We start from the raw sequence: 21,699 nt of genomic DNA on the forward strand, positions 1-21,699 counted from the left end.
CGGGCTTTGTCCGCTCATCTCGACGATCTCCCCTCCATCTATTTCAGTAATGACTAAAATAAAACTTGAAATCGCCGCGTCGGAAACGATGATGCTTGCTGTCAGCTAGGAGGGGCGTTGATGTCACAGTATCAGGAGACGCGGCGGTTCAAATGCACGGGCGGCGCAGGAAATCCCTGCATTGTCATCGAACAGATCAGGGTTGCCGATGAAGCCATCCCTAGGCCCAGAACCGATTACATGACAATGGATGGCGACGTCGCCAATCGCCTCGACAAGAAGCACTTCCTGATCTTGATGAAGGGTGAGGTTGTGAAGATCCAGAGGGCGTTGAGGAAGAAACACTGAGCCGGGGCCTGTCGGCATCGGCGTCGCGGCGGGCAAGCCGGCCCTCGTCGGCAGACAGATCCTGTGGATCTTCGCATGACTGAGGCGTCACCGTTGGGTAGATGTCATCATCGCGTCATCTGACGGTGATGTTTTGACTCACCGAGCGCTGAGACTCGTTTTCATTCCGGCGCTGTTCACCGCTGGAATGACTGATGCTGTATATCATTGCCGTCGCCGGTGCCCTGCTGGCAGCCAATACCCTCAGCCTTATGATCGCGGGATGGCGAATTCGGTCCCGCCAAGACAAGACGCCAAGTGTCGCTGTGCGTCCGCCTGTCTCGATCGTGATACCCCTTTGCGGCATAGAACAGTTCTCGCGGGAAACACTCGAAAGCGCGCTGATCCTGGATTGGCCCGACTACGAAGTCATTTTTTGCGTTGCAGACAAGGCCGATCCGATCATTGGTCTGGCGGAGAACACCCTCCGAGCAAGGCCGCTGGCAAATGCAAGGATTTTGATCGGGGATGACCGCATCAGCGCAAATCCGAAACTCAACAACTGCGTCAAGGGCTGGAGCGCGGCGGCGCATGAATGGGTCGTCCTTGCCGATTCCAATGTCCTGATGCCGGCGAGCTATCTCGCACGCCTTATGGCCGCATGGCGACCCGACAGCGGCCTCGTTTGCTCGACGCCACTTGGCTCCCGTCCGAGCGGATTTTGGGCGGAGGTCGAATGTGCTTTTCTCAACACCCACCAAGCCCGTTGGCAATATGCCGGGGAAGCGCTTGGATTCGGCTTCGCGCAAGGCAAGAGCATGCTCTGGCAAAAGACGATCCTCGACGCCCACGGTGGCATCCAAGCCCTTGCGGCCGAGATCGCAGAAGACGCCGCCGCCACAAAGCTGGTCAACAGCATGGGCCTCAAGGTGCATCTCGTCGCCGGACCATTCGAGCAGCCCCTAGGCAGAAGGACCTTCCGCGAGCTCTGGGCCAGGCAGTCTCGTTGGGCGCGGCTGAGACGCGTCACTTTCCCGCACTTCTTCGCGCCGGAGATCCTGCTTGGCGTAGTTCCTCCCCTATTGCTGGGCCTGAGCGCTGCCGTCGTTTCCGGCACCAGTCTCGTTACTACAACCCTGGCAGTCTTATGCACCGCCTACGCGCCGGAACTTATTCTTGCAGCCCGCAAGCATTGGCACCTATCCCTGCTGTCACTCCTCGCAATGGTTACCCGCGATGTCTTGCAGCCAGCGATCTGGACACGGAGTTGGTTGAGAGGCAGTTTCGATTGGCGCGGAAACATTATGGTGATCAGATCGCAGGAATCGCGCCTGGAGGGTGGAGTAGCCGAACCGATTGCAGGCCCCTAAACTAGGGCAATCGACATACCGCGGCGGCCGCCAGCCGCCCAAGTTGCCCTCGGGACATATGAATCCGCCCCGCCAGATCGGCCACTGTTCCGCCGGCAGCGCTGTGCCCGCATCTCCCTTTAGATCAACACCATGCCTGGCGGCTCCTCCCGCGCCGCCGGTAGGCACGACGCCCCTCGAATTGAATTGGCCGTGTCGGCGGATATCCAATCCGCCGCGCGTCGCCATCGTTCAAAATCACTGATGATATCCATAAATGCTATTCGTTTGATTGATGGGACGAAAACACCCATATTTTACTCATCAAACAAGGCGTCATCCGACGAAGAAAGGAACGGCTATGACGACGATTACCTTCAGGCACACCAAGGCGTCCTCAAGCGAAGTTCATGCGCATATTGTCGACTATGCCCGCAAGCTGGTTCATGCTTGGCACCAGTGGCAGGCCGCCCGCGAAATCGAATCCATGCCCTTCGACATGCGTAAGGACATTGGCTGGCCGTCGGCGGATGGCGCGGATGAACGCAAGGTTATGTAATGAATCCGACATTCCTCCCCGCGTGAGAGCGGCGCCCGCCTTCGTGCAGCGCCGCTTTCTCCGTCTTTAGGGGCTCCTAATTAAATCTTGAATTTCAGACACATATATTTTCTTCGAGCACCTTTTTCGAACTTTTGAAGAACGCAAACGTCATTTGACCATCGTCAATTTCAGCAATGTCGCAAATTTGCTCTTTGCGGCCGCATTTATCCATGAGAATGTCGCTTTCAGGATATCGAAACGACGTATTCCAAGCAACGAATAGTGCATTCGCACCTCCAGCACGGATTTGTCTCATGAACAAGATGTCGCACAAGCAACGCTCTCTCGTCTTCTTCATGGTTCCGCAGTTTACGATGCTGCCCTTTTCAGCGGCGATCGATACCCTGCGCATAGCCAACCGCATGCTCGGCTACCAGGCCTACACGTGGCGGCTGACCTCGGTTGACGGGCAGAAGGTCTATTCTTCCTGCGGCATCGGCGTCGAGGCAAATACGTCGCTGGCCGATGAGCGCCGCAATCTCGGCGGCGAATATCGCCCGAGCATGGTGCTGGTCTGTTCCGGCATCGATGTCGAAGACTTCAACAACAAGTCCGTCAGTGCTTGGTTGCGCGAATCCTACAACCGCGGCGTCGCCGTCGGCAGCCTTTGTACCGGCGCGCACATCCTCGCACAGGCGGGGCTTCTGAACGGCAAGCGCTGTGCTATCCACTGGGAAAACCTGCCGGGCTTTTCGGAAGCCTTTCCGCAGGCCGAGGTCTATGCCGATCTCTATGAAGTGGACAGTAATCTCTACACCTGCGCCGGCGGCACGGCGTCGCTGGACATGATGCTGAATCTGATCGGCCAGGATTTCGGCGAAACGCTGGTGAACCGGGTCTGCGAGCAGCATCTGACGGATCGCGTCCGCAGCCCGAACGATCGCCAGCGCCTGCCGCTGCGCGCGCGCCTCGGCGTCCAGAATGCCAAGGTTCTCTCCATCATCGAACTGATGGAAGGCAACCTCTCCGAACCGCTGTCGCTGCTTGAGATCGCGGACGGCGTCGACCTGTCACGCCGCCAGATCGAGCGGTTGTTCCGTCAGGAAATGGGGCGCTCGCCGGCGCGGTATTATCTGGAAATACGGCTGGATCGCGCCCGCCACCTGCTGGTGCAGTCCTCCATGCCGGTCGTCGAAGTCGCCGTCGCCTGTGGCTTCGTTTCGGCCTCACACTTCTCCAAGTGTTATCGCGAACTCTATCATCGCTCGCCGCAACAGGAGCGCGCAGAACGCAAGATGACGATGGCAACCGCACGCCAGGCCATCGCCGCGTGATCTCAGCCCGGGCGGCTATTGAGCCGCCTCCGCCGTCATCCGCGCGTCGGAATAGACCTGATTGCGCCCTTTGTGCTTGGCCATATAGAGAAACTGGTCGGCGGCATTGAGATAGTTGTCGAAGGTTTCATAGTCGGAAATCTCGGCAACGCCGATCGACACGGTGACGGAAAGCTCCTCGTCATCGGCCATCACCTTCATGCGTGAGATATCCGACCGTATCTCATCACACAGCTTGCTCGCGGCCATTGAATCCATCATCGGGAACAAGATCGCAAACTCCTCACCACCGAGGCGCGAAAGAAGGTTGTCGCTTCCCTCGAAGATCGTTGCAAGCCGGTCTGCGACCGCCTTCAGCACCTCGTCTCCGATCTCGTGCCCGTATGTATCGTTCAACCGCTTGAAATGATCGATGTCGAGGATCGCGACAGCGGCCGCGGTCTTCTGGCGCAGGCAGTCATTCACCAGCTTCGGCCCGAGATCGTAGAAGTAGCGGCGATTGTAGAGGCCAGTGAGGTAGTCGCAGGCCGCAGCCGCCCGAAGCTGCTTCAGCTGCGCCAAAGTCTCGACGTTGTTGGCGACCCGGCACTGCAGTTCCTCAGCCACGAACGGCCTATAGAGAAAATCCGAAGCGCCGGCCTTCAGGAAGCTCGCAGAGAGCAGGCGATCGCTCGAAGATGAAACCCCGATGATCCGCAGCCGGTCAGAGCAGAAGTGCCGCCGTATCCGCCGCGTCAGCTCGCAACCGCTCATGTCGGGCATATGATGATCAGTGATGACGACCTCGATATCGTCGTAGGTCTCAAGCGCGGCGAAGGCCTCGAGGCCGGAAGCGGCTTCCACAACCATATACTGTTGCGCTTCGAGCAACCCGACCAGGAGTTCGCGCGCGGAAGGGACATCGTCGACCACGAGCACCCGTATCTTCCTGTTCGATAATGCCCGCCTGACGCTGGCAACAACGCTATCGAGCGCGAACTCGTTGTCTTTCAGCACATAGTCGATGACATTGCGCTCCATGATGCGATTGCGCGTATCGAGGTCGAAAGTGGCGGTGAAGACAATGGTCGGGATACTGGCCTGTATGGTGCAGTCGAGCGCCTCGCCATAGGGTGCGTCCGGCAAATTGAGGTCGACAATCGACATTGTGTAATCGTTTGGCGACTGGGCGATCGTCTCTTCGAGGATTTTCAGGGAGGCGCACGGTTTGACGTTCAGGCCGAGTTCTGCATGAAGCCGGTGGCACAGAACCGCTGAAAACATCCGGGAATCTTCAACCAGGAGTACCCGCTGGCCACCAAAACGTGGCCCGAATCCATCCCGATGGAGATCCTCCTGGAACGCCATTCACTCCTATCCCCCAGAAAGCCGCCGCAGTCCGAATCGACCGTCTTCTCGACTTTTATGAAGATAACTCACAGAAACACGCCTGAGAAGATATCGAGACTTGGCAACACCGGAAATTGCATAAATCTCCGTTTCCGGGGGCGTGAATGCGTCCCACCTACAATCCTCGAGCGCAGGAAGTGCGTCAGGCAACGGCCCGCTCCCTGCGCATCGACTGGATCTGCAGCAGCGTGTCGAGGTTCTGGTTGACGCGGCAGTAGAACTCTTCGTCGATGAATGGGCGCAGCATGAAGTCGTTACCGCCGGCTTTGAGGAACCGCGCCGACAGAAGCCGGTTGGACGATGACGACACGCCGATGATGCGCAACTCGTGCGAGCCGATGTTGGCGCGTATGCGTCGCGTCAGCTCGAAGCCATCGATATCGGGCATGTTGTAGTCGGTGATCATCAAGCCGATGTCGCGATTCGCCTTGAGGATTTCGAGCGCCTTGGCGCCGCTCTCCGCGGTGTTGACCCGGAAATTGTAGCGCTTGAGGCGGCTCGAGAGCAGCGCGCGGGCCGTAGCGCTGTCATCGACAATCAGAACATGATGACGATGATTGGTAAGGAAGCGGCAGATCGATTCGGCAAGAAGATCAACCGCGAAGACATTGTCCTTGAGGATGTAATCGACGATGTCCTTGGCGATCAGCTTGTCGCGCATACCTTCTTGGAACGTGCCGGTGAAGACGATGGTCGGGATGCTGAGATCGACCAGATATTCCAATGCTTCGCCATTTTCGGCACCGGGCAGATTGATGTTGGAAATGGCAAGCGTGATCGGGTCGGTGGACTTGTCATATGACAGCTGCAGCTCTTCAAAACTCCGGCAGATCTCCACGTCGATATCGAAAAGCTCCTTCAGCCGCCTGCCGATCATCGATGTGAAGACATTGGAATCCTCGGCGAGAATAATGCGCGCACCGGCAAACATGCCTCCGGAATATTGCATTCCTGAAATACCCAAAAACGCCATTTCGAAACCTTTTGATAAAATAGTATCCCCGCTTCAAAGCGGTACAGTAGCCGGTTTGAATAAGTATTAATCGGCTGCGGTCACTGACCAACAAAAAGGCGGCCACGAGGGCCGCCCTGACTTTCTTCGAAACATGCTTAAAGGACTATGCCCTCAGCGCGGCGTTGTCCGGATCGAAGGGGCTCTCGCCGACGACGGTGGCGTTGTACGTCGTGCCGAGGATCTTGATCTTCAGCTTCGTGCCTTCCTTGGCGTAGTCGGGACGCAGCATCGCCAGCGCCAGCGACCGATTGATGCGGAAGCCGAAGGTGCCGTTTGTCGCACGTCCGACGAGCTCGCCGGCCTCGTTGTAGATGGCTTCGGAACCGCGGGCATCGACATCGTTGCCGGTCTCGACGACGAGGGTCGCGAAGTTCCACTTCAGCCCCTTGTCCTTGTAGGCCAACAGCCCCTCACGACCGAGGAACTCCTTCTCCGGCTTGATGAAGCGATCAAGCGCCGATTCATAGGCGTTGTACTCGATCGACATCTCGCGGGGGATGAGACGGTAGGACTTCTCGATCGACATCGACAGCATCGCGCGAATACCGAACGGCTTGATGCCGAATTCGGCCCCGGCTTCCATCAGCTTGTCGAAGATGTAGTTCTGCATCTCGATCGGATGATGCAATTCCCAGCCAAGCTCGCCGACGAAATTGACGCGCAGCGCATGTGCGCTCGCAACGCCGATCGAGATCTCCTTGCCCGACAACCACGGGAAGTCCTTGTTCTCAAGGCTCGTCCGCGTGAGCTTCTTGAGCAGGTCACGCGACTTGGGACCGGCAAGCACCAGCACACCGAGTCGCGGCGTGATCTGCTGCAGCCGAACGGAACCATCGGTCGGCGCGAGCCGGCGCAAATAGTCATGGTCGTGCGCCTCGTAGGCGCCGGCTGACACAAGGTAGAAGCGGTTCGGAGCCCATTCGTAGACCGTGAACTCGGCGCGAACGCCACCGTGAACCGTCAGCATGTGGCAGAGCGCGATGCGACCGCGCTTCTTCGGGATGGCGTTGGCAAAGATCGATTCCAACCAGGCGCGTGCGCCGGGGCCGGAGACTTCCATCTTGGCGAAGGCGGACATGTCGAGCACACCGACATTCTTGTGCACATTCATGACTTCGTTGCCGACATGCTCGAAGTAGTTCGAGCGCCGGAACGACCAGCGTTCAAGGATGCGACCATCCTCTTCAGGATCGGAGTGATTATGGTTGGTGAGGACATCCTCGCCAACGCCAATCTGATCCTTCGGCAGGTCGTAGCCTTCAGGTGCAAACCAGTTGGCGCGCTCCCAGCCATAGACGGAGCCGAAAACAGCACCCAGCTTCTTCAGGCGATCGTAGACCGGCGTCGTCTTCAGCGGACGAGCGGCACCGCGCTCTTCATCAGGATAATGCATGGTGAAGACGTTGGCGTAGGCCTCTTCGTTCTTGGCGATGAGGTAGCCTTCGGTCGCATAGGGACCGAAACGACGCGGATCGACGCCCATCATGTCAACGGTCGGCTCGCCATCCACGATCCATTCCGCCAACTGCCAACCGGCGCCACCGGCTGCGGTGATCCCGAAGGAGTGCCCCTCGTTGAGCCAGAAATTGCGGAGGCCCGGTGCGGGACCAACAATCGGGTTGCCATCGGGCGTATAGGCGATCGCGCCGTTATAGACCTTCTTGATGCCGACTTCACCAAAAGCGGGGACGCGGGCAATCGCGGTCTCGATATGCGGCATCAGGCGATCGAGCTCTTCCTGGAAGAGTTCGTACTCGCTCTCATCCGACGGACCGTTGACATAACAGACTGGCGCGCCGTGCTCGTACGGCCCGAGAATGAGGCCGCCATTCTCTTCGCGCATGTACCAGGCGCTGTCGGATTCGCGGAGCACGCCCATCTCCGGCAGGCCCTTGGCCTTGCGCTCGAGGATCGCCGGATGCGGCTCGGTGACGATGTACTGGTGCTCTACCGGGATAACCGGAATGTTGATCCCGACCATCTCTCCGGTCTTGCGGGCAAAGTTGCCGGTACAGGAGATGATGTGCTCTGCCGTGATCTCGCCCTTGTCCGTCGTCACCTTCCAGAGACCATCATGCTGCTGCTCGATCGCGGTGACTGTGGTGTTGCGATAGATCGTGGCACCGCGGTCGCGCGCACCCTTGGCGAGCGCCTGGGTCAGATCTGCAGGCTGGATGTAGCCGTCATCGGGATGCTGGATCGCGCCGAGAAGACCATCCGTCTCGCAGAGCGGCCAAATCTCCTTGACCTGCTCCGGCGTCAGTACGTTGACCTTGACGCCAATCGTCTCCGCGATGCCGGCATAGTACATGTACTCGTCCCAGCGATCCTTGGTGCGCGCCAGACGAATGTTGGAAACCTGGCTGAAACCGACATTCATGCCGGTTTCCTTTTGAAGCTCCTGATAGAACCGAACCGAGTACTTGTGGATCTGACCGACCGAGTAGCTCATGTTGAACAAAGGCAGCAGACCCGCGGCATGCCATGTCGAACCGGAGGTCAGTTCCTTGCGTTCGATCAGGACGACATCGTCCCAGCCCTTCTTGGCGAGGTGATAAAGCGTCGAAACGCCAACGACGCCGCCGCCGATGACCACTGCGCGCGCATGTGTCTTCATGGAGAATTACCCTCTGTTCTACTAACCTGTCCGACGAATGCCGCCGACGCAAATCGCCTTAGCGAACTATGCAGCGAGGCCGGGCTTGCCAAATGCCTGTTTACGACATGCGAAAAGCTTGCCGCGACTGCATGCAAATAGGCAAGCCGCAAAAGGCCTTTGGTCGAAAATCCGTGGACAAAAATTGTGATCAGAGCGCGCCGTCGTTCACTTTACGACGGCCGATCCCTTGATGATGTCGATCGTTTCGCCGCCATCGAGCCCGATGCGATCACCGTCAGGCGCTGTGATGAAGCAGCCCGACTGGCAGAACGTCTCGGATGCACCAGCATCGAGCACGAGCTGCATCTTGTGACCGCCCTCGGAAAGGACGATCACAACAGCGGCGCTATCGGTATTGGTGATGGAAGCTGCGTGAGTTTGGCCTACGGCCATGAGCGAAAAAAGCAGTACGACGGCAAATCTTGCCATGCAGTGCGGCGCGGATGTTGCGCCCTCCCTCGGAGCGTCTCGGCGCTGCTGCCCCCAGCAGCGAAAACCCGATTGCAGGCGTTATACGGCGACCGCTATGAACGATCGCTGAACAACGCCTTTACCCCTTGAGATTGCCATCAGCCGACTTACCGCGCAACCGGCGCACAGTGCCGGCCTCGTCGTCCATTTCGCTCGTCTCGGAGACATCTTCGATCTTCGCCGGCGCCTTGCTTGCGGGAGTTGCCCCTCCGACTTGGTCCGGCTGGCGATGGAATACGACATCGCTTTGCGGAAGCGGGATTTGGACGCCCTCCTCCCTGAATCTCTTAAGGATCGCGATCCGGAGATCGTTCCGGACCTTCAGGCCGTCCCCCATGTCAGCAAGCATGAAGCGAAGCTCGAAATCCAGCGAATACGGCCCGAAGCGAAGGAACTCGACATGCGGCTCAGGATTGCGCAGGACGACAGGCACGGCATTCACCAGCTCCAGCAGGATGTCCATCACCTTCTGCGGATCGGAATCGTAGCTCACCGAAACCGGAATTTCGGAGCGCCCCATCTTGTTGCGATGGGTCCAGTTACCGACCGATGCGTTGATCAGCTCGGAATTCGGCACGATGATCGACTGCTTGCGGAATGTCTCGATCTCGGTTGCGCGCACGGAGATGCGCTTCACGATGCCCTCAGCGGTACCGGAAACCACGTGGTCGCCGACCTTGAACGGCCGTTCTACGAGCAAAATCAGACCGGAAACGAAGTTCGACACGATGTTCTGGAGGCCGAAACCGATGCCGACCGAAAGCGCCGAGGCAACGAGCGCGAGGTTTGAGAGGTCGATGCCCGCAGCGGAAACGCCGACAATCGCCGCAAGCCCAACGCCAAGGTAGCCGATTCCTGTCTTGACCGAATTTCGAACGCCGAGGTCGACGTGGCTCCGCGCCATGACGTTGCTGTCGAGCCAGCGCTGGATCCAGCGCGTCAGCAGGTAGCCGCCTGCAAAGAGAAGGACACCAGTCATTATCCCGACCAGCGAAATGCTGATCCCACCCAGCCTGACCTCCGTGAGAAGGCGATAGGCGATAAGTTCAAGATCCTGGATGTGGAAGCCCCACAGGAGCAGCACCAGCGGAATCCCAACTATCAGCGCGACGGCCGAGATGCACATGCCAACCAACAGGCCCGCTTGGTCGATGGCAACAGGGCCGAGTTTGAAACGCTTTTGGAGGAAACGACCAAGCGATGTCTCGCCAAAAGTCTCGCTGCGTGAAATCGCTTTGCCCGACAGGAGACCGATATAGGTCGTGACGATGATCGCGCCGGTGATGATCAACTGGGTCGCAACAAAGCGCGCAAGCCCGACATAACCAGTCAGCGCGGTTATGATCAGCCCCGCACCCAGGACGCGCAGAATGATCGCCATGCCCCGCGGCCAATGGCGTCCCGGCGCGTCAGGATCGCCATTTCGCGCCAGCATCGGCCTGCCAAACGAGGCAGCGATCAGGATGAAGCCGATGATCAATGCCGCAATCAAACTTTTGACCACGGTCAGGACGAGTGGGGACCCCATCGCCTCGCTGATGCTGCCGAAGAGGTAATCAAGCGCATTGACGATGGCCATCGCGAGCAAGCAGGCTCCGATGGAGCTCGCACCGCGGTTGGAAAGCTTGACGAGACGCCATTGCGGCTCCTTCGGTGCGAACACCGCATTGGTGAAACGCCTGACGAAATAGATCAACCCGATCGCACCGAAGAGCGCCCCGATGATCGGCGCGATATCCGGTCTCAGAACGTTGAAACTGTTGAGGAAGAAATAGGAGGTCACCAGGAGCGTAGTAAGCGCGAACGTCCGGATCAGCGTCGACCAGAAAGCAATCGAGAGACGATTGATATAGGAGGGCTGCTCGTCCGTTTCCTTACGCTGCAGGTAGCGACCGAAGATGCGGTAACCGCCGGACAACAGCACCAACGCCGTCACAAGCGACATGAAGATGGCAGCGAAGAACGCGAAAGCCTTGAACTTCAGTACAAATCCCAGCCAGCTTCCAAGGGCTTGGACAAACTCCGACCCCTCCTGGACGAAGGCGCGCGCCGCATCGTCAATAACGGAAACCGAGACATCGGTGCGTCGCAGCAAGGTCGCGGCGAAAAGCTGTCGGCGTGTTTCAGCGATAACGTTACCAAGCTTACTGATGGAAGCAGACAGGGTCTCGGCATCACCGGTAACGGCGTTAATCTGGGCGCGCTCGGCCGTCAGGGCGTTGCGTTCGGTCGTAACGATCTCCGCTTCGGCCGGCTGCCCTTCCTTTGGTGGATCGCCTAGCTCGCCAAGGCGGTTCTTGATCTGGTCGAGCCGCGGCCGGAGGCCGACGGATATGTTGAGAACCGAGCGCCCAAGTTCGTCGGTCTTTCCGGCGAGAGCCACCAGCGCGTCGTCATCGTCGCCTTTCTGCCTTACGCCGTCCTCGAGCGCGACGAGGTCCTGCTTCGCCTTCTCCAGCGCCTTAGCGGCCTGCTCGATCGGACCGTCAGCAACTGAAGCCTGCTCGGTCGCCTGGGGCTGTTTCTCGACCTGCGGTTGAGGCGCCTGCGCGCTTGCAAGGCTCGCGCCAGCGGTCGCCAGCGCAGCGACTAGGAAAATGCGAAGCAAGAGTTGGGTCGGCCGCAAAATATCCCCGCTCGGAAGGTTCTGGATCAAAATTGGAGTCCAGTTTTTCATAAGAAAGAAAGGCAACAGAAAGGCGACGCGCTCAGAAGCCTGCGCCCGGCTGTGCCAGATATTCTAGTTCTGCCGCGGTCGATTGTCGTCCGACGATGGCGTTTCGATGCGGAAATCGACCGTAGGCGGCAATCACCTTATGGTGGCGAAGCGCATAGTCGATATATTCCTCATCGCCAAGCGCCCTGAATAGTGCCACGGCACGATCCTGCTCGGCCAGATCTTCGCAGTGCTCGAAGGGCATGTAAAAAAACGTCCGGCATTCCGGGCTGACCTGCTGGTCGGCGCCAGCTTCCACGGCAAGCTTTGCTTCGTGCAAAGCAAGCCCATCGGTAGCAAAAGCGAGCGGTGTCGCGCGGTAGATGTTGCGAGAAAACTGGTCCAGCACGATTACCGCGGCAAGCCTGCTGTGGGGCGTCGCACGCCACTCCTCCGACACGTCGCGCGAGAGCGCAAGATGCGTGTCGCGGAAGCGCTTGCGAATATCCCGATCAAGCGCCGTCGTCGCTTTGAACCATTGATCGCGGCCGCACTCCTCGAACCAGAAGTCGAAGACCTCCTCTGGCGTGCAGACATATCCGAGTTCCATATTTCCTCCCGCAAGAGCCGCCCGACTGCACGGCGGCCAACTATTTCGTGCCGATCTTGTGACCCGAAACCTCGGCGCCTGCATCCGGCACCAGCCGCAGGAAGCTCACTGACGATATGATGCCGATTGCGCCGACGACAAGAAACGCCCATCGGAAATCGACGAGCCCCGGCCCCTCGACACCGCGCAAGGCGACGGAGATGTTGAGCACCGCCGCCGCGATCGCCACGCCGAGCAACATCGAAATCTGCTGCAGCATGCTCGACAGAGTGGAAGCCGAACTGCGTTGTGCAGAACTGATATCGGCAAAGGCCAGTGTATTCAGTGCCGTGAATTCCATTGAGCGCGAGAGACCCGCGGTCATCAACAGCACGTAGATAACAATACGCGGCGTCTCGGGTACGAGAAAGCCGCAGGCGGCAATCGCCGATGCAGCAATCAACCCGTTGAAGAAGAGCACCACGCGAAATCCAAACCTGGCGAGCAGCGGTGTCGTGACGACCTTCATGCCGAGGTTTCCGAGAAAGTAGACCAGCAGATAGGCACCCGCTTCGATCGAGCTCAATCCGAATCCGAGTTGGAAGAGGAGCGGCAAGAGGAAGGGCGTCGCGTTGATCGCGAGACGGCTCGCCGTCCCGCCTGAAAGGGTCGCGATCGCAAAGGTTTGCACTTTGAAGGCAGACAGATCGAGCAATGGATTGCTGACTCGCCGGAAATGCCGGGTCGCCATGACCGAGAGCACGAGCCCTGCCACCAGCATAAGCAAAATTGGTACCAGCCCGCCATGCCATTTCACCGAGAACTCAAGTGCTGCCAGCAGGAAGGTCAATCCGCCGCCGCTGAGAACGAAGCCAAGTAAATCCAGCCGCCCGGCATCTTCCTCGCGCTGTTCCGGCACGAAACGAAGAACCAGCGCCATGCCGAGCACCCCGATCGGCACATTGATGAGGAAGTTCCAATGCCAACTTGCGTAGGTGGTGATGAAGCTTCCGAGCAGCGGACCGACAACGGGAGCCGTCAGCGCCGGCCAGGTTATCAGCGCGATCGCCTGGACGAGCTCCGATTTGCGGGCATTCTTGAGGACAATGATCCGGCCGACCGGCGTCATCAGCGCACTGCTCGCGCCCTGCACCGCGCGGGCGATGACAAACTCCGCAAGCCCATCGGAGAGCCCACAGAAGAGCGAGGCGATCGTAAAGACGGCGATCGAGGCCATGAAGACGCGCCGTGCGCCGTATCGATCCCCAAGCCATCCCGAAAGCGGAATGAAGGCCGCCATCGTCAGCATATAGACCGTGATGCCGATGCTCATGGATATCGGTTGAACGCCAAAACTCGCCGCCATCTGCGGCAATGAAGTGGTGACGATGGTGCCGTCGAGAATCTGCATGAAAAACGAAACGGCAACGACCAGCGCGACGATCTTTGCCCTGCGGATGCTCTCCACATCGTCTTTCTCAGTCGTCTGCATAGCTGTCATTGATCTGCCGATGTGGAATTGGATGCATCCGGAATGGACACAGAAGCGGGATCCGAGGCGTGCCGAACAGCACTACCGCTTGATAGGCCGATCGGCGCAACCCGAAAAGAGAAAAGTCCTGAGATCTCAGAGGATTTTGTGAGTAGGGGCACCGATCAGCGGCGGTTGCGGCTTGCCCCCTACCCGGCTTTTGCACTTCTGGATAAGGCGTCAATCACCGCCTCGGACTCCGCTGTCCAACCGAAGAGCAGCTCGATTGCGAGCAGCGACGCTTCATGGTTGCTGCGCATTGTGTCAGCCGCGATTAGTTCTGCCGTACAGTCCCTAAGCACGATGCAACGATAGTCGCGAAAAGTCGCGTCACGGACTGTGGACTCAACGCAGATGCTGGTCGTGGCACCGGTGAAGATGAGCGTGTTGATCCTCCTGGCGCGAAGGAGGGTATCGAGCGACGTTTCGAAAAATGCACTGTAGCGATGCTTGGAGATCACGGCGTCGCCTGGCTGGGGCTCGAGTTCCGGGATAATTGCAGTGTTCCAGGTATCGCGCACCAGGATTTGGCTTTGGATGCCGTTTGGGGCTACCACGGCTGCCCCGATATTCAGGCGCTTGTGCTTGATGCGATGCGGAGCATCTTCGTTACCGGCATCGGAAAGGTCCGCATTATGCTCTTGCCTGGTGTAGACGATGAGCAATGCGTTACGCCGCGCCGCTTCGAGCAACCGCGAAATCGGCTGAACGAGATGCGCGATGGGCACGACGTCAAGGCCGGCGCGATCAAACATTCCACCACGGCAGCCGAAGTCGTTCTGCATATCGATGACCATGACGGCAGTCCGGCTAGGATCGAAGCTGACCGCTTCAGGGCGAGCAGGAATGGATAGCTGCATTTCCATTCCCATCCCTCCCAAATCGAGTAGCGTGGTGCTCGAGCGGCCCACAACAATAACACGCTGGAGTCTGCCTGCATCGACTACGGCAAGTCCAAACCCTCGGGAATAGAGCCGGCGACCATAACCGCATAAAGGCAGGCTTTGATCCACCGCAACGCCACCTGACAAAGAACTCGTTATACGCGAATCCTGAAACAGAAACAATTTGACACTTGCATCTTCTGCGGCCACCCTGCCGCAGCAGAGGGGTACTCAGTGCCGGCGCAGGGCAATTGCGACGCCCTGACACACCGTCCCGCTTTTGTACTCTCTTGATCGGCCTCGGAGCACAATTCGATGATCGACACGCTGCTTGTTCTCAACACCGGTTCATCGAGCCTGAAGTTTCAGATCTTCGCGGAACGGGACCTAAACGTGCTGATGAGCGGCAAGGTCACCGGTATTGGTGACACGCCTGAGATGCGTGCGAAGCTTCCCAATGGTGAGGAGACGCGAAGTACCCTGCCCGCGAGCACTGATCACAATCTAGCACTCCGCGCGGTGACCGAGCTCATAGGCGGGCATGATCACGGCTGGCGCACAACAGCCGTTGCCCATCGCGTCGTCCATGGTGGACAGACCTTCCGAGAGCCCGTCATTGTCACGCCGGATGTGATGCGCCGCCTCGAGGCGCTGATCCCGTTAGCGCCGCTTCACCAACCCCACAATCTCGCCGGTATCACCGCTTCGGCGAGAATCGCGAGCGGAGCGCCCGATATTGCCTGCTTCGACACAGCCTTTCACGCAGGCCACGACGAGTTGACCAGCAGCTTCGCACTACCGCAGGAGATGCGCGACAAAGGCATGCGCCGCTATGGCTTCCATGGGCTTTCCTATGATTGGATTTCTCAGGTGCTGTCCAAGGACTATCCGGACCTCCGTGCCGGCCGTGTCGTTGTTGGCCACCTCGGCAATGGCGCCAGCCTCTGTGCGTTGAAGAACGGCGTCAGCGTCGATACGACGATGAGCATGACCGCGCTCGACGGCATTCCTATGGGAACCCGCAGCGGCTCAATCGATCCGGGCGCCATTCTCTACATGATCCACGACCTGGAGCTTGGCGTCGAAGCGGTCCAGGATATCCTCTATGAGTGTTCGGGCCTGAAAGGCTTGTCCGGCATCAGCAACGACGTCGAGGCATTGCTTCAAAGCGACGATCCCAAAGCCGCCTTTGCGCTCGAGTATTTTGCCCGCAAAACGGCTCAGCATATCGCGATGATGGCCGTCTCCCTAGGCGGCATCGATGCGCTTGTCTTTACGGGCGGGATTGGCGAGCACGCCGCCCCTGTCCGCGAGGCAATCCTGCGAAGGCTGCGCTTCCTGGGTGATTTCAAAACGCTAGTGATCCCGACCAACGAAGAACGACTGATGGCAACACAAGCGAAAAAGCTTCTCCGTACGGTAGCCTGAGGATCTCCGATCAGGCAACACCGAGCTTGTCGATGAAGCCGCGGACGCCTTTGACGTTCTCTACCAGGACACGGATGGCGCGCCGCTCCAGTTCGCTCGATACGGTCCCTTCAAGCACCGCTCTGGAATCCTGAACCGATACCTTGATCGCATCGGTGTCGAGACCAAGGTCACCCTGCAGTCGCGCGCGGATGGCGCGGGCGAGAGCATCGTCACCACTTGCCGTTCTCTCGGCCGGCGCCGCAACGATTGCTTTGAGGAGATCGATACGGCTGACGATACCGAGAAGGCGCTTGTCGCTGACGACGGGCACCCGCTTGATCTTGTGCTGGAACATCGCCTCGGCGATCGCCGCAACCGGCGTATCCGGCGTCACGCTGATCACGCTTGCGGACATGACATCCGATACCCGCCAGCTGCGGCTTCGGATATAGTCGTCGAGGTCGACGAGTGACGTCTCATCCGGCTTGCCGGCCGATCTGCCGCCACCGAACTCGATGCGCCGGAGGAGGTCTCCTTCTGTCAGCAGGCCACAAACATTGCCATCGTTGTCGATAACAGGCAGGCCGCTGATATTCTTGGCAACCATCAGGTCTATTGCCTGATGGATGCTGCTATCGGCGCTGATCGTTGTGATGTCGGTGTTCATGATGTCTTGAGCAAACATGCTAATCCCATTGCACTCTTGAGGAAGTCAAATGGTTCCGACGTGACGCTGCGCGAACCGCGCATGCATCCGATGCTGAAAATATTGCGCAAATCCACTCCCAAGTCGATCAGGGATTGCGATCTAATTTGACCGGATATGCGAAGGCACCGCGCCGACGGAACGGAAGCAGGGTCCTCGCCATCGGCCAATCACCGGCGGGAATGTCCGGCACCTACTACAGGGGCCGCCAGAGGGTAGCTCAGCCGAGAATGTTCCTGATGGCGCGCATGAAGACCCGCGATCCGGTCGCGATCAGCTCATCGGGAAAATCGTAGTCGGGGTTGTGCAGTCGCGGATGATCTTCACCCGCCCCGAGAAAGAACATCGCTGCGGGCGCCACAGTCCGGAACAGACCGAAGTCTTCAGAAGCTTTCATTGGCAGCAGGCTACTGGCATCGTCATGGCTGACGCCCTCGTCATCCAGGGCACGCCGCAGCTCCTTGACCGCTTCGGCGGAATTGTAGCACTGGCGGAACACGTCCTCGTAGCTAATCTCCACTTGCAATTGCCCGGCCTTCGCCTGGGTCTGCACCAGTTCCTCGGCGCGGGAAACCAACGCGGCCATCGCTTCATCGGTCAGCGTCCGCAGGGTCGCCCAGATCTGCGCTTCGCCGGGACTGATCCCAAACGCCGGCTCCCCGAGCCGCGCATGTGTGACCGTAACCAGCGAGTAGTCCGGCCCAAGCGGCCCATTGTTGCCCAACGCCGTCAGATCACCGAGCAACCGCGCCAGCACGAAAGTCGGCGCAATGCCCTGCTCCGGATAAGAGGCGTGCGATGTCTTACCCTTTAGAATGATCTTCATTCCGCGCGATGCGCAATTGACCGGCCCCTCCTTGAGAAGGACGTGTCCGAGCCGGATACCCGGGAAGTTATGAAGCGAGAGCGATAGATCCTGCGTCAGCGTCGCAAACTTCGGATCGGCAAGCACGGCCGCTGCCCCTGCACCGTTCTCCTCGGCCGGCTGGAACATCAGGATAACCCGCCCCTTCGCAGGCCGCTCGTGCCCAAGACCCTTCGCGAGTGCCATCAGGATCGCCATGTGACCGTCATGGCCGCAAAGGTGGCCCTTGCCCGGCACCGTCGAACGGTGCGCGACATCGGAGATTTCCTCGATCGGCAGGCCATCCAGTTCCGCACGGATCATGATCGTCGGACCTGATGCCACTCCTTCATAGACGGCCGCGAGGCCATGGCCGCCGATGCCGGCAACGATGCGATCTGGCCTCGTCCGGCCGAGTTCCTCTGTAACGCGGGATGCGGTTTCCGCCTCCTCACCCGAGACTTCCGGATTGCGATGAAGTTCCCGTCGAAACGCTTTGATTTCGCTTAGTTCTCCATCAGTCAAAAACATCACCAGAATCCTCGGAACACGAACAGCCTCACCCCAAGAGCGCAAGCCTAACCTGCCTGTTTTCCATAGTCGATGAAGAAGTTCACTACTAAGGTCCGCCACGCGCTGCGGATCGGCAGTTCGCGCCGGCAGCACCTACCCATATATGAGGTTCCTTTTCATATACAGCCGACGCTACCGACCGAACCGAGCCGCACGCTGCGCTTTTCGGCAGCTACGCATTTGTATATGTAAGGTGGCATTCACAGGAGAAATTGATGGAAGCAGATGACGCTGATCGGTACCGCGCTCCGGCGCTGGACAAGGGGCTCGATATCCTCGAGCTTTTGGCCAGCGTCGAGGAAGGGCTGACCCAGGCGGAGATCGCCAAGCGTCTCGATCGTAGCCCCAACGAATTCTATCGCATGCTCGATCGCCTCGTCCGCCGCGGCTACGTGACGAAGCTGGAGGGTGACCGGTTTACACTGACACTCAAGCTATTCGGGCTGGCCCAGTTGCACGCGCCAACACGCCGGCTGGCGTCTTTCGCCATGCCATTGATGCGTGAACTAGCGCAGAAGACCAAACAGGCGAACCACCTGGTCGTCTTTGACCGCGGTTCGGCGGTGGTGATCGCGCAGCACGAGGCGCCGGATTACTGGGGTCTCTCGATCCGCATCGGGTCGCACATCAGTCTCTTCGACACCGGCTCCGGCCACGTGCTTCTTGCGTTCCGAAGCGATGAAGAGCGGCAGATGATGATCGCGGAACACGTGCGCAGCCGCGCGGAAGTGAATCTCGGACCGGAATTTTACGAGCGCCTCGCCCAGATCCGCGAACGCGGTTACGAAATGATGGCGAGCGCCCAGACGGCAGGCGTCAATAACCTTTCCGCTCCTATCCTTGGGCCGGACGGACGCTGCATTGCGGCCCTCACCTGCCCCTATATCGCGCTGGTCAATGCCTCGGCAGCGCCCGATATCAGCCAGACGATCATCATGGTGATGAAGACCGCCAACGAGCTTTCGCTGCTCGCCGGTTCTGACGTCGGAATGCCGACATGACCTGGCAGCACGCCGACACATATTCTCACCTGCGGGCCAGTGCCGAGGAAGCCGGGATCACAACCGCGTTTAATGCCGATCCCCGCAAAGCCTTAAGGTCATTGTCAGCTAGCGATCTCATTAGAAATCCTGGCGACGGATAGACGCCGTCATGGCCATGGAGGATGCCGCCGGAAGGCAGGCATTCAAGGGAGATAGCGTGTGAACGTATTGCTGGTCGAGGACAACGTCCTTTTGGGAGACGCCGTGCGCGATCACATCGCGGCCGACGGTCATTCGGTCGATTGGTGCCTCAATCTCGCGGAAGCAACCCAAGCGGCCGAAACCGGCAAATACGGCGTCATCCTGCTCGACCTGCGCTTGCCCGATGGTAATGGCTTAACCCTATTGAAGGCGCTTAGACGACAAGCGAACTCCGTCCCCGTCATCATTCTGACGGCGCACGACCAGACTTCGGATCAGATCGAGGGCCTGCGAAGCGGCGCGGACGATTTCCTGGTGAAGCCCTTCGGGCTCTCCGAGCTTTCAGAGCTGATGAAAGCGGCAAACCACAAGCACTGAGACCTGGATTGGCATCCCGAGGCAATCGATACAACGATAGAGCCTAATCCGGCTGTTGCGTTGCAGCAGCCTCGCTGTCTCATCGCTGAAGGCTTGCGAGTTTATCCGCCTGTCGGCGGCATCCGGCGAAAACATCCAGATTCGGATCGTAGGCCTTGGTCGCCACGTCCATGAGCCCGAGCACACTGTGGAAGAAGTTGTCGTGCGAACGGTCCCTGTCTGCCTGCTTAGCCATGCAACTCATATCGAAGCCGGCCCCCTTCGCGAGATCGTCACTGACCCACGCCAGGAACGGCACGTGCGTCTGCTGCGACGGCGCTACGATATAGGGCGCGCCATGCAGGTAGATTCCGTTTTCGCCAAGCGATTCACCGTGATCCGACACGTAGATCGCTGCACCGGCAACCTTGTCGGAATGCTGCTTGAGCTTATCGATGACCGTCGAGACAATGTGGTCCGTGTAGAGGATCGTATTGTCATAGGCGTTGGTAATCTCTTCGGCCGTGCAGCTGCCGAAATCATTCGCCCGGCAATCAGGAACGAAACGTCGGTATTCATCGGGATAACGAGCGAAGTAGGCTGGCCCATGGCTTCCGAGCTGGTGCAAGACCAGCACGCTGTCACCCTTTACGTGGTCGAGCCAATCGTCGACCTTGTCGAGAAGGATAGCGTCGAGGCACTCACCATCCTTGCAAAAACGTGGATCGGCCGACTCCGGCAAGAACGTGAACGGGACCCGGTCGGTGACATGATAGCTGCCGGTGTCATTATCCAGCCAGGATACGTCCACCTTGGCATGGCTCAGCACATCGAGGAGGTTCTCGGTCGCAAGGCCCTTCCGATGCGTATAGGCTGTTCGCGGATAGACCGAAAACATGCACGGGATAGAAATTGCCGTCGCTGTGCCGCAGCTGGTCGTTTTCGGAAAATAGACAACGTTCCGCTTTTCGAGCTCCGGATTGGTTTTCCGCGCATAACCGCCAAGCGAGAAGTCATCGGCACGCGCTGTCTCGCCCGCAACGATGATCGTTACGCGCGGCTTGTTAAGGCCGGCAGTGTTCACCCGATGCGCATCCGTACCGAGCGGCTCGGCGACGACATGCGCATCCTGCTCGGACGAAACCGCAAAGCGAATGGTGCTGGTGATCGGTACGAATGGGTTCAGCCGGTCGAGGATGTCTCTGTGGGCGCGCCCGACGCCCGCAAAGGCACGGTAGTCGCCGAATCCGACCAAGACGAAGACAGCCAGGCAAGCCACGATCACGCCGGTATTATGAGCAAGTTTGGACAGCACCGGGCGATGCCGGATGCGTACCCAGAGGATGACGAGTGACGGAAGTATACCAGTGAGCATCAAATAAAGGGCAAAACGCGTCGTTATCAGATGCCCTGCCTCCGCGCCCGTCGACACCGCCGCGTTGCGGATCATTTCCTTGTCCACGACCACGCCGAACTGATCGGTAAACCAGGAGCCGGCGGCTGCCGCGAGAACGAAGAAGATCAAAAAAGGCTTGGTGACATATTTGGCGGAGAAGGCCGTGATGATTGCCATGCTCACAGCCGAAATGCCGACGACAAAGAGCACGAACGAGAGATGATCGGCCGCAAAATAGCTATAGGCCGTGCTCCAGAACGATCTGTTTGTCACAAGAAGCAGGTAGAGAGTCGTAGCAAGGCAAAGCGTCACGCTACCGATTGCGGGCCGCCGCTCGATCAGGCGGACCTTGGTGGCATTATCTTCCAATTGGTCGTCTCCGCGTCCAGATTTTGGCGTCGACGGAACCAGGATCGAATCATCTGTAGTTGATGGCCGTCGAAGAATATTCGCCAGCCATGACCGGGTTTTCTGACAGTCACCT

18 protein-coding genes are annotated in these 21,699 nt (G+C 58.8%); 7 read left to right on the top strand and 11 right to left on the bottom strand.

The genetic code is table 11. The features are described from left to right. Positions 1 to 120 precede the first annotated feature (120 nt). From AS026_RS19500 to AS026_RS19515, 4 genes are all read left to right on the top strand, one after another. Positions 121 to 348, top strand: a complete 228-nt coding sequence (locus tag AS026_RS19500; RefSeq protein ID WP_025660720.1) for a hypothetical protein — start codon at positions 121 to 123, stop codon at positions 346 to 348. Between the two features lie 194 nt (positions 349 to 542). Further along, entirely contained in the window at positions 543 to 1,697 is a 1,155-nt protein-coding gene (locus AS026_RS19505; RefSeq protein WP_062371175.1) for a glycosyltransferase, read from the top strand. A gap of 340 nt (positions 1,698 to 2,037) precedes the next feature. Continuing rightward, positions 2,038 to 2,235, top strand: a complete 198-nt coding sequence (locus AS026_RS19510; protein WP_025660722.1) for a hypothetical protein — start codon at positions 2,038 to 2,040, stop codon at positions 2,233 to 2,235. Between the two features lie 296 nt (positions 2,236 to 2,531). Beyond that, a complete protein-coding gene (locus AS026_RS19515) occupies positions 2,532 to 3,551 on the top strand; it encodes a GlxA family transcriptional regulator (RefSeq protein WP_018854697.1) in 1,020 nt (339 codons plus the stop codon). A 15-nt stretch (positions 3,552 to 3,566) separates the two neighbouring features. Here the strand turns inward: AS026_RS19515 and AS026_RS19520 are convergent, their stop codons facing one another. The 8 genes from AS026_RS19520 to AS026_RS19555 all read right to left on the bottom strand — a co-directional run bounded on the left by AS026_RS19520 (position 3,567) and on the right by AS026_RS19555 (position 14,955). Beyond that, positions 3,567 to 4,898, bottom strand: coding sequence for a GGDEF domain-containing response regulator (locus AS026_RS19520; protein WP_025660723.1), 1,332 nt, complete (start codon positions 4,896 to 4,898; stop codon positions 3,567 to 3,569). Between the two features lie 184 nt (positions 4,899 to 5,082). Further along, complete coding sequence (locus AS026_RS19525) at positions 5,083 to 5,913, bottom strand: response regulator (protein ID WP_062371177.1); 831 nt, start codon at positions 5,911 to 5,913, stop codon at positions 5,083 to 5,085. Positions 5,914 to 6,058: 145 nt separating this feature from the next. After that, complete coding sequence (locus tag AS026_RS19530; RefSeq protein ID WP_062371180.1) at positions 6,059 to 8,572, bottom strand: GcvT family protein; 2,514 nt, start codon at positions 8,570 to 8,572, stop codon at positions 6,059 to 6,061. A gap of 207 nt (positions 8,573 to 8,779) precedes the next feature. Then, positions 8,780 to 9,043 (bottom strand): hypothetical protein, encoded by a 264-nt coding sequence (locus AS026_RS19535; protein WP_025660726.1) that lies wholly within the window; start codon positions 9,041 to 9,043, stop codon positions 8,780 to 8,782. Between the two features lie 121 nt (positions 9,044 to 9,164). Continuing rightward, entirely contained in the window at positions 9,165 to 11,762 is a 2,598-nt protein-coding gene (locus tag AS026_RS19540) for a mechanosensitive ion channel family protein (protein WP_425349821.1), read from the bottom strand. 31 nt (positions 11,763 to 11,793) lie between these two features. Further along, positions 11,794 to 12,351: a DUF924 family protein gene (locus tag AS026_RS19545; RefSeq protein ID WP_062371182.1), complete on the bottom strand. Its 558-nt coding sequence runs from the start codon at positions 12,349 to 12,351 to the stop codon at positions 11,794 to 11,796. A 40-nt stretch (positions 12,352 to 12,391) separates the two neighbouring features. Next, positions 12,392 to 13,831 carry an MFS transporter gene (locus tag AS026_RS19550; RefSeq protein WP_025660729.1) on the bottom strand — a complete coding sequence of 480 codons (1,440 nt, stop codon included), beginning with the start codon at positions 13,829 to 13,831 and terminating at the stop codon, positions 12,392 to 12,394. Between the two features lie 179 nt (positions 13,832 to 14,010). Next, a complete protein-coding gene (locus tag AS026_RS19555) occupies positions 14,011 to 14,955 on the bottom strand; it encodes a cysteine hydrolase family protein (protein ID WP_245307555.1) in 945 nt (314 codons plus the stop codon). 105 nt (positions 14,956 to 15,060) lie between these two features. Between AS026_RS19555 and AS026_RS19560 the strand changes: the two genes are divergently transcribed. Then, entirely contained in the window at positions 15,061 to 16,173 is a 1,113-nt protein-coding gene (locus AS026_RS19560) for an acetate/propionate family kinase (RefSeq protein WP_062371185.1), read from the top strand. Between the two features lie 10 nt (positions 16,174 to 16,183). On the opposite strand, the gene AS026_RS19565 is transcribed toward AS026_RS19560, so the two are convergent. Both AS026_RS19565 and AS026_RS19570 read right to left on the bottom strand, forming a co-directional pair. Further along, positions 16,184 to 16,840, bottom strand: coding sequence for a CBS domain-containing protein (locus AS026_RS19565; RefSeq protein ID WP_062371187.1), 657 nt, complete (start codon positions 16,838 to 16,840; stop codon positions 16,184 to 16,186). Positions 16,841 to 17,081: 241 nt separating this feature from the next. Further along, positions 17,082 to 18,236 carry an amidohydrolase gene (locus AS026_RS19570; protein WP_025660733.1) on the bottom strand — a complete coding sequence of 385 codons (1,155 nt, stop codon included), beginning with the start codon at positions 18,234 to 18,236 and terminating at the stop codon, positions 17,082 to 17,084. A 257-nt stretch (positions 18,237 to 18,493) separates the two neighbouring features. Here AS026_RS19570 and AS026_RS19575 point away from each other — a divergent pair, with 257 nt between their 5' ends. Both AS026_RS19575 and AS026_RS19580 read left to right on the top strand, forming a co-directional pair. After that, positions 18,494 to 19,279, top strand: a complete 786-nt coding sequence (locus AS026_RS19575) for an IclR family transcriptional regulator (RefSeq protein WP_062371189.1) — start codon at positions 18,494 to 18,496, stop codon at positions 19,277 to 19,279. Positions 19,280 to 19,480: 201 nt separating this feature from the next. Next, entirely contained in the window at positions 19,481 to 19,840 is a 360-nt protein-coding gene (locus AS026_RS19580; RefSeq protein WP_062371195.1) for a response regulator, read from the top strand. Positions 19,841 to 19,919: 79 nt separating this feature from the next. On the opposite strand, the gene AS026_RS19585 is transcribed toward AS026_RS19580, so the two are convergent. Beyond that, positions 19,920 to 21,584 carry a phosphoethanolamine transferase gene (locus tag AS026_RS19585; protein WP_062371197.1) on the bottom strand — a complete coding sequence of 555 codons (1,665 nt, stop codon included), beginning with the start codon at positions 21,582 to 21,584 and terminating at the stop codon, positions 19,920 to 19,922. Between the last annotated feature and the right edge of the window lie 115 nt (positions 21,585 to 21,699).

Source organism: Rhizobium altiplani (assembly GCF_001542405.1).
Taxonomy (GTDB): domain Bacteria; phylum Pseudomonadota; class Alphaproteobacteria; order Rhizobiales; family Rhizobiaceae; genus Rhizobium; species Rhizobium altiplani.

What these genes read in the sequence shown, in the direction of transcription:
- AS026_RS19525 (WP_062371177.1), bottom strand. Translation starts at nt 5,913, where the DNA reads ATGGCGTTTTTGGGTATTTCAGGAATGCAATATTCCGGAGGCATGTTT.
- AS026_RS19570 (WP_025660733.1), bottom strand. Translation starts at nt 18,236, where the DNA reads ATGTTTTTGACTGATGGAGAACTAAGCGAAATCAAAGCGTTTCGACGG.
- AS026_RS19540 (WP_425349821.1), bottom strand. Translation starts at nt 11,762, where the DNA reads ATGAAAAACTGGACTCCAATTTTGATCCAGAACCTTCCGAGCGGGGAT.
- AS026_RS19545 (WP_062371182.1), bottom strand. Translation starts at nt 12,351, where the DNA reads ATGGAACTCGGATATGTCTGCACGCCAGAGGAGGTCTTCGACTTCTGG.
- AS026_RS19510 (WP_025660722.1), top strand. Translation starts at nt 2,038, where the DNA reads ATGACGACGATTACCTTCAGGCACACCAAGGCGTCCTCAAGCGAAGTT.
- AS026_RS19575 (WP_062371189.1), top strand. Translation starts at nt 18,494, where the DNA reads ATGGAAGCAGATGACGCTGATCGGTACCGCGCTCCGGCGCTGGACAAG.
- AS026_RS19520 (WP_025660723.1), bottom strand. Translation starts at nt 4,898, where the DNA reads ATGGCGTTCCAGGAGGATCTCCATCGGGATGGATTCGGGCCACGTTTT.
- AS026_RS19565 (WP_062371187.1), bottom strand. Translation starts at nt 16,840, where the DNA reads ATGTTTGCTCAAGACATCATGAACACCGACATCACAACGATCAGCGCC.
- AS026_RS19550 (WP_025660729.1), bottom strand. Translation starts at nt 13,831, where the DNA reads ATGACAGCTATGCAGACGACTGAGAAAGACGATGTGGAGAGCATCCGC.
- AS026_RS19535 (WP_025660726.1), bottom strand. Translation starts at nt 9,043, where the DNA reads ATGGCAAGATTTGCCGTCGTACTGCTTTTTTCGCTCATGGCCGTAGGC.
- AS026_RS19560 (WP_062371185.1), top strand. Translation starts at nt 15,061, where the DNA reads ATGATCGACACGCTGCTTGTTCTCAACACCGGTTCATCGAGCCTGAAG.
- AS026_RS19505 (WP_062371175.1), top strand. Translation starts at nt 543, where the DNA reads ATGCTGTATATCATTGCCGTCGCCGGTGCCCTGCTGGCAGCCAATACC.
- AS026_RS19515 (WP_018854697.1), top strand. Translation starts at nt 2,532, where the DNA reads ATGAACAAGATGTCGCACAAGCAACGCTCTCTCGTCTTCTTCATGGTT.
- AS026_RS19530 (WP_062371180.1), bottom strand. Translation starts at nt 8,572, where the DNA reads ATGAAGACACATGCGCGCGCAGTGGTCATCGGCGGCGGCGTCGTTGGC.
- AS026_RS19500 (WP_025660720.1), top strand. Translation starts at nt 121, where the DNA reads ATGTCACAGTATCAGGAGACGCGGCGGTTCAAATGCACGGGCGGCGCA.